General features: G+C 66.5%; 6 protein-coding genes. 5 read left to right on the forward strand and 1 reads right to left on the reverse strand.

Annotated features, from left to right (window positions below):
* Positions 1-317 precede the first annotated feature (317 nt).
* The 5 genes from PLC66_RS21885 to PLC66_RS21905 all read left to right on the forward strand — a co-directional run bounded on the left by PLC66_RS21885 (position 318) and on the right by PLC66_RS21905 (position 5,259).
* Entirely contained in the window at positions 318-1,613 is a 1,296-nt protein-coding gene (locus tag PLC66_RS21885) for a hypothetical protein (RefSeq protein ID WP_324544304.1), read from the forward strand.
* Positions 1,614-1,721: 108 nt separating this feature from the next.
* Positions 1,722-2,000 carry a type II toxin-antitoxin system HicA family toxin gene (locus tag PLC66_RS21890; protein WP_324544305.1) on the forward strand — a complete coding sequence of 93 codons (279 nt, stop codon included), beginning with the start codon at positions 1,722-1,724 and terminating at the stop codon, positions 1,998-2,000.
* 65 nt (positions 2,001-2,065) lie between these two features.
* Positions 2,066-2,437 (forward strand): thiol-disulfide oxidoreductase DCC family protein, encoded by a 372-nt coding sequence (locus PLC66_RS21895; RefSeq protein WP_324544306.1) that lies wholly within the window; start codon positions 2,066-2,068, stop codon positions 2,435-2,437.
* 357 nt (positions 2,438-2,794) lie between these two features.
* Positions 2,795-4,783: a pyrroloquinoline quinone-dependent dehydrogenase gene (locus PLC66_RS21900; protein ID WP_324544307.1), complete on the forward strand. Its 1,989-nt coding sequence runs from the start codon at positions 2,795-2,797 to the stop codon at positions 4,781-4,783.
* A 98-nt stretch (positions 4,784-4,881) separates the two neighbouring features.
* Positions 4,882-5,259 (forward strand): c-type cytochrome, encoded by a 378-nt coding sequence (locus PLC66_RS21905; protein WP_324544308.1) that lies wholly within the window; start codon positions 4,882-4,884, stop codon positions 5,257-5,259.
* 116 nt (positions 5,260-5,375) lie between these two features.
* On the opposite strand, the gene PLC66_RS21910 is transcribed toward PLC66_RS21905, so the two are convergent.
* Positions 5,376-6,263: a transporter gene (locus tag PLC66_RS21910; RefSeq protein ID WP_002930602.1), complete on the reverse strand. Its 888-nt coding sequence runs from the start codon at positions 6,261-6,263 to the stop codon at positions 5,376-5,378.
* Positions 6,264-6,883: the final 620 nt, after the last annotated feature.

Consider the following 6,883-nt stretch of genomic DNA (forward strand, 5'->3'; position numbering starts at 1 on the left):
CTTCGTCGGCGCGACGCGGGCGACGATGAAGCTGATCCTGGTGGCGTCGGCGCGCTGCGCCCCCCTGCTCGCACCACCCGGACCGTGATACCGGGCCACGGGCAGACTACGATGTAAGCAAAGGCTTAAGCGACACCGAGGTCGACGCCGGCGCAGATGGCGACGCGCGCGGACACCCGGACACCCTCACCATGAGCACACCCGAACGCAAGCTCACCGCCTATTGCGACGGCGCCGGGGCCCGCCGGGCGACATCTCCCCGCCGCCCGATCGTTAGTGGAAACCGAATCGACGGGGCCAGCGCGGAGGAGACTCCCATGACAAGGGCTGCGGGCATCCTGCTGCTCGCCTGTGTGGGACTGGTCGGATGCACGACCTTGGATGCCGGTCCGCCCGACACCGCCTACCAGGCGACGCTGGGCGAGGTTGCCATAGTCGCGACCGAACAGCCACCGACGCTGGGCTTTCACGGCTTTGCCCATGGCAAGGGGGAAGGCGCGCTCACTGGCGCGGGGGGCACGTTTGCCGCCTGCCTGTCGGGCGGGGGCGGGGGCTGCAGCGGCGAAGCCTGTGGTGCGGCCTTGCTGGTGATACTCGGCATCTGCGGCGTGGCCGGCTTGGTAGGCGGCATTGCCGGCGCGGCTGAAGCGCCTGACGCGAGCGTGGCAGCCGCGAGTGAGGCGCGCCTCGCGCAGGCGGTGGAGATACGGACCGTGCAGGCCGCCCTCCGCGACCAGGTCTCCGCCACCGCCCTGCTGCGCGGCGCCCGTCTTCGCAATGTGCCATCGGCATTGGCGCAACAGGCCGCGACCACACGGGACTACCGTTCGTTCGCCGAGTTCGGCGTCAACTCCGTGGTCGAGACCAGCCTCATCGAGGCGGGGACGCGCGGCACCGGGATCAACGCGCCCGTCGGTGTTCACCTGCGCGCACGCGTGCGCGTCCTCGCCACCGCGGACAATGGGGAACGCCTCGTGGCCGACTACCTGTACCAGGGCCGCCACCGCACGCTCACGGAATGGGCCGCCGACGACGGCCGCCCGTTGAAGACGGAGCTCGAAGCCGGCTACCGCGCGCTCGGCGAACACATCTACGACCAGGTCTTCGAACTCCTCCCGCTGCCCGATCGTCAAGCCCATTCCGCCGGTGGCGCGCTGTCGACCGCCTTCGGGCTCGCGCCGATCTCGCCCCCGACGCGCGGCCAGCTCAGCGGCGAGTCCGTCCTCGGTGACATCATCGAATGGACCGCGGTCGATTCCCTGCGCCCGAAGCTGCAGTGGCAAGCCTTTCCGCGCGCGAGCGATATCGCCCTCGCGCCGGCGGAAATGGCGCGCGTGCGCGAGGTCAGCTACGACCTCGTCATCGCGCAGGAGATGCACCAGGCGCCCGAGCGGATCGTGTATCGCCGCCAGGGCCTACCGGCACCCGAACACCGGCTGGAAACCGCGCTGCAGCCGGGCACCCGCTATTTCTGGACCATCCGTAGCCGCTTCCGGCTGGACGGCCGTTCCCGCCTCACGGAGTGGGGCAGCACGCGCGCCCTCGGCGGCGATTCGGTCGTCGCGCCCTCGGCTTTCGCCTACCGCTTTCGCACGACGAAAGCCGCCTTTTGAGGCGCCCCGAGCCGGCGCGCGCAGGCGAAATTTTCCCCTTCGCCAACCGCCAGGCGGTGCCATGACGGACTACGATGAAGCAGTCGCCCTTGCCTCGAGAGGTCCGCCATGAGCAACAAGCACCGCCACACCCTGGAAGCGATCTTCCGCGACCCCCCGGTTGGAAACCTGCAATGGCGCGAGGTGGAATCGCTGTTGAACCATCTCGGCGCGCTCGTCGAGAGCGGACACGGCGCGCGCTTTCGCGTCGTCCTCAACCGCCACGAGTTCTTCCTCCACCACCCCCACCACAGCAACGAGTTCGGCAAGCAGGCGATCAAGCAACTGCGCGAGTTCCTCGCCAGCGCCGGGGTCACCCCCTCGCTCTACGACGAGTTGGGGCAATGAGCACGCCAGGCCCAAGGCCGCGCGCCCGCTAGACGGCAGGAGCGCAATGCGATGAAGACGATGCGATGAAGGACGATCCGGAACGGCTGACCGTGTATTACGACGGCGCCTGCCCACGCTGCGTGCGCGACCGCCAGCAATACGAGTCGCTGGCGGGCGACGCGGCGGACGCCGTGTGCTGGGTCGACATCACGGGGCGCAACGACGAGCTCAAGGCCCAGGGGATCGACCCCGGCCTCGCGCTGCGCGAACTCCACGTCGCCGACGCGCACGGTCGCATCCATCGCGAGCTCGACGCCTACATCCTGCTGATGTCGCGCGTGCCCTTGCTGCGCCCGCTCGCCTGGCTGATAGGGCTGCCCGGCCTGCGCCGCCTGCTGTCGGCCCTCTATCGCGCCAGTGTGCTGCGCCGTCTGCGCGCCAGCGGGCGCAACTAGCGAGCATTGCCCGTGGTGCTTCGACTTGTCACTGAAGCGCCGATGATCTCGCGCTGAGACGCTTGTCGCAGCTGTCGCAAGCGGAACGCGACAGCTGTCTCACCGCCAGACTCAGCACTTCCAAGCCAAGGCACTGATTTATATAAGAAACGGCGGCACTGTCAGACAATCTGCCATAGCCTGCCCGCCTCCAGACGGAATCCGCGCATATATTTTCTATAAAAAACAATAACTTGAATTCGTGGCACCCAATTTGCTGTCCTTGTGGCGGCACGCCGGCTTCCGGCTGCTGCACTTTCACCACGCAACGCGCGCTCCGTCCGTGCGCGCGGCACGAATCAGAAAGGAGACAAGGACATGAAACAGTCGAGAACCACGCGTGGCAGCCCGCGCGCCACCCGCAGCGCACTGTGCGTCACCGCACTGCTCGCGGCGATGGGCACCGCGTTCGCCGCCGACAATGGCAACTGGACCGAATACACCGGCGACAAGGCCGGCTCGCGCTATCTGCCCAGCAAGAGCGTCACCACCGAGAGCGTCAAGTCGATGAAGGTCGCATGGCGCTGGTCGATGCCCGACAACGCCATCGCCGCCGACAATGCCGAACTGCGCACCTGGGTCAATGAGTCCACGCCGCTGGCCATCGACGGCATCCTGTACTCCACCTCGCCGATGAGCACGGTCTCCGCCATCGACGGACAAACCGGCAAGACGCTGTGGTTATACGACCCTGAGGCCTACAAGGACGGTACCCCGCCCAACCTTGGCTTCATCAACCGTGGCCTCACCTACTGGGCGGACGGCGAGGACCAGCGCATCATCGTCGGCACTGGCGACGGCTACCTGATCGCCCTCGACGCCAAGACCGGCAAGCCGATCGAGTCCTGGGGCGATAAGGGCCGTATCGACCTGACGCAAGGCATGCGCCGTCGGGTCGACCGCTCACTGGTCGCGGTCACCTCGCCACCGATCGTATGCGGCGACACGGTGGTGCCCAGCATCGCGGTGCTCGACTCTTTCGCCATCGGTCGCCAGCCGATGAAATACCACCCGCCCGGCGACGTGCAGGCGTTCGACGTGCGCACCGGCAAGCGCGTATGGATCTTCGAGCAACCGCCCCAGGCGGGCGCGCCCGGCAACGAGACCTGGGAAGACGAGTCGTGGACGACCGCGGGGTCGGGCAACATGTGGGCACGCCCGGGATGCGACGAGGAGCTCGGCCTGGTCTACCTGCCATTCTCGACGCCCACCAACGACTTCTACGGCGGCCACCGCAAAGGCGACGGCCTGTTCGGAGAATCCCTGGTGGCCGTTGACGCCATGTCAGGCAAGCTCGCCTGGTATTTCCAGATGGTTCGCCACGGACTGTGGGACTACGATCTGCCGACCGCCCCCAACCTGATGGATCTCACGGTCAACGGCAAGAACATCAAGGCCGTGGCCCAGGTCACCAAGCAGGGCTTCGTGTTCACCTTCGACCGCGCCACCGGCAAGCCCGTGTGGCCGATCGAGGACCGCGCAGTGCCGCAGTCCACCGTACCCGGGGAGCGCTCGGCCGCGACCCAGCCGCACCCGACAGTGCCGGCGCCCTTCGTCCAGCAGGGGGTGACCGAGGACGACCTGATCGACCTCACGCCCCAGCTCAAGGAAGAGGCCAGGAAGATCCTGGCGCGCTACAACTATGGGCCCTTGTACACCCCGCCCACGCTCGACAAGGCCGGCACCCTGCAGGTACCGGGCGTACTCGGCGGCGCAAGCTGGGCGGGCGCTGCGCACAACCCGAACACCAACGTGCTGTACGTGCCCTCGTTCACGATCCCGTTCGGCATCAAGATCAAGAAGGAGAACGCCAGCGTCTACGACTACACCGGCACCTGGGCCGGGGTCGGTGGTCCGCAGGGCCTGCCGCTGTTCAAGCCGCCGTTCTCGACCGTGACCGCGATCGACATGAACACCGGCAAGCACCTGTGGCGCATTCCCGCAGGCAAGGGCCCGGTCGACCACCCGGCGATCAAGGACCTCAATCTCGGCCGTGTCGGCGTCCCGCGCGAGAGCTTCATCGCGCTCACCGACGAGGTGCTGTTCCTCGCCCCGGAAGGGACTCACGGCGTGATCGGCCTGTCCTCGCGCGGCAACGCCCTGATCACCCAGGCCAATGCCGACGAGAAGGAGCCCTACCTGTATGCACACGACGCGCGCTCGGGTGAGCTGATCTCGGAGCTGCGCCTGCCGGGCGCAGCTTTCGGTGCGCTGATGACCTATCGCGCCGGCGACAAGCAGTACGTCGTCGTGCCGATCGGCGGGGCTGGGCTGCCCGCCGAGCTGGTCGCAGTCCAGGTCAACTGACCGTACGCCTCCGGGGCCGCGGCATTGCCGCGCCGCCCCGGAGGCGGTCCTGTCAAGCGGACGCTGCCGTTCGCATACAGCAACGAGACTCCAAGATCATGAAGACATACCACCTGACCCCCATTGCCCTGGCGCTGATCACCACGTCGGTGCTCGCCTTCAATGCCGTATTGCCGGAATCGCCTGCTGCCGAGGAAGTCGTCATCGAGGCCACGGGCGGCCCGCCCTTCAAGCTCGATGACAGCGCACGGATCGCCGCCGGCAAGGCCCGCTACCAGTCCGGCTGCGCCGATTTCTGTCACGGCCACGAGCCCGCCCTGTTCATCGACCGCCAGGGCCTGGACCCCGAATACGTCTACAACACGATCAGGGACGGCGGTCGTGGCGCCACCCCGATGCCGCCCTGGGGCGATGTGTTCTCGCCCGAGGAAATCTGGGAACTGGTGGCCTACCTCAAGTCGCTCGGCAAGTGGTGAGCCCTTGCGCACACCGCCCGCCCTGCGTTTAGGGCACAAGAAGAACGCCGCCGGTCGCAGGGCCCGGCGGCATTCTTCATTGCAGCGGGTCACCGCAGCTGCGGTGACCGCCCGACTCACCAGGCGTAGGCGTACTTGAGGTTGAAGCTGTCGGTCAGGCCGTGCGATTCACCGCTGACACCGCGCGAGTAGCGCACCGTGATCGACTGGTTGCCGTAGTAGCTGAACATCACACCGATACCGGCGGTCGTCTCGTGGCTGGCGGCCACCTCCGCCCCGGTGGCGCGGTTGGTCCAGCGCCCCTGGCGCTCGTAATCGAGCGCGATGAAAGGCTGGACCGCGTCGCTGAGCTTGTATCCCAGCCGGTGGTTGGTATGGAACAGGGTGGCCGGACGAGCATCTGCAGCCGTCGACTTGCCGAAGAACACGAAACCGGCATCGGCGGTGTAACTGACGCGCTCGAACTGCACGTCCCAGAACAGGCTCGACAGGTTCTTCCATCCGTCACCGCCGCCAACATCCTGGTTGCCCACCGGCACCTGGAAGAAGGTCTGGAACCCGAGCGTCGAATTCGGCGTCGGCTTGTACCAGATCGCCGGACCGGTCAGCGGATCGCCGATGCCGCTTGCGGAGCTGTTGGTCGCGTCATTGCGTACACCGACCTCGGGCAGGATCACCTCGTAGGCCAGGCCGATGTTCGGGTTCGACTCGGGCGACCAGAAGCGCACGTACTTGGACAGGCCGACGATGGTCCTCGTCTTCGCTGCCGCGCGGCGGTCGTCGCCGCTGCCATCCCACACCCGCGCACCGTTCTGGAAGGTGGCGTACTGCACGAACACGTTGAACGGCTCGAAGCCGACCGGCAGGTCGTACTCGTGCGGCCCGATCACGTCCAGCGTGACCTGGGCCTGCGCCGTCACGGGTGCAGCAAGCGCTGCACAGACGGTGAGCAGCGGTAGCGCGCACTTGGATGCGCCTTGTCGCGAGCGATGGTTCCTGAGCATGGGTGTCTCCTTTTCTTCTCGTTCAAATGGATGAAATCGGGGTCGCAAGGCCTGCCCAGGACACCGCCTGGACGCCCCGCCCCGAGCCCATGCCATTGCACGTTCGGTGCCATGCCAGTCACCCCATATTAATCAACACCTTAGCCATCTCTAGCAGTCGCAGCGCAGTCGCATCTGTTGCATCCGGCGTGCGACATGTGTCGCCTCCGCTGCGACAGCCAGCCACTTGTCGCGGCCCCTCTGGCGCCCCTGAAAGCCGCTTCGAAACACAACCAAGCCTCTGTTTCAAATACGTTTTTATACGTTTCGATGCAACTCGGCACGGTGGTGGCACCGAAGTTGCAAAGCAAATCCCAGACGCAATGGCACTGCGAAGCGAGCACGGACAGCACGACCGCAACCGCTTCCCGACCAGCGCGCGACCAGACGACCCAATCGACGAGGAGGCTTTGCAGCGATGGATGCGACAAGCGAACAACTGCTGTGGATGTACGAAAAAATGATCGAGATCCGGGAGTACGAGGAGACCATGGTCAAGGTCTATCTCGAAGGCAAGCTCCCGCCCAAGATCCAGAAGGGCCTGGCCTTCGACATCGGCGCCGGCCCTGTGCCGGGCGAGA

Source organism: Thauera sp., from assembly GCF_035444905.1.
Classification (GTDB): domain Bacteria; phylum Pseudomonadota; class Gammaproteobacteria; order Burkholderiales; family Rhodocyclaceae; genus Thauera.

Excerpts from the sequence above, each read along its gene's own strand:
- PLC66_RS21885 (WP_324544304.1), top strand. The coding sequence starts at position 318 with ATGACAAGGGCTGCGGGCATCCTGCTGCTCGCCTGTGTGGGACTGGTC.
- PLC66_RS21890 (WP_324544305.1), top strand. The coding sequence starts at position 1,722 with ATGAGCAACAAGCACCGCCACACCCTGGAAGCGATCTTCCGCGACCCC.
- PLC66_RS21895 (WP_324544306.1), top strand. The coding sequence starts at position 2,066 with ATGAAGGACGATCCGGAACGGCTGACCGTGTATTACGACGGCGCCTGC.
- PLC66_RS21900 (WP_324544307.1), top strand. The coding sequence starts at position 2,795 with ATGAAACAGTCGAGAACCACGCGTGGCAGCCCGCGCGCCACCCGCAGC.
- PLC66_RS21905 (WP_324544308.1), top strand. The coding sequence starts at position 4,882 with ATGAAGACATACCACCTGACCCCCATTGCCCTGGCGCTGATCACCACG.
- PLC66_RS21910 (WP_002930602.1), bottom strand. The coding sequence starts at position 6,263 with ATGCTCAGGAACCATCGCTCGCGACAAGGCGCATCCAAGTGCGCGCTA.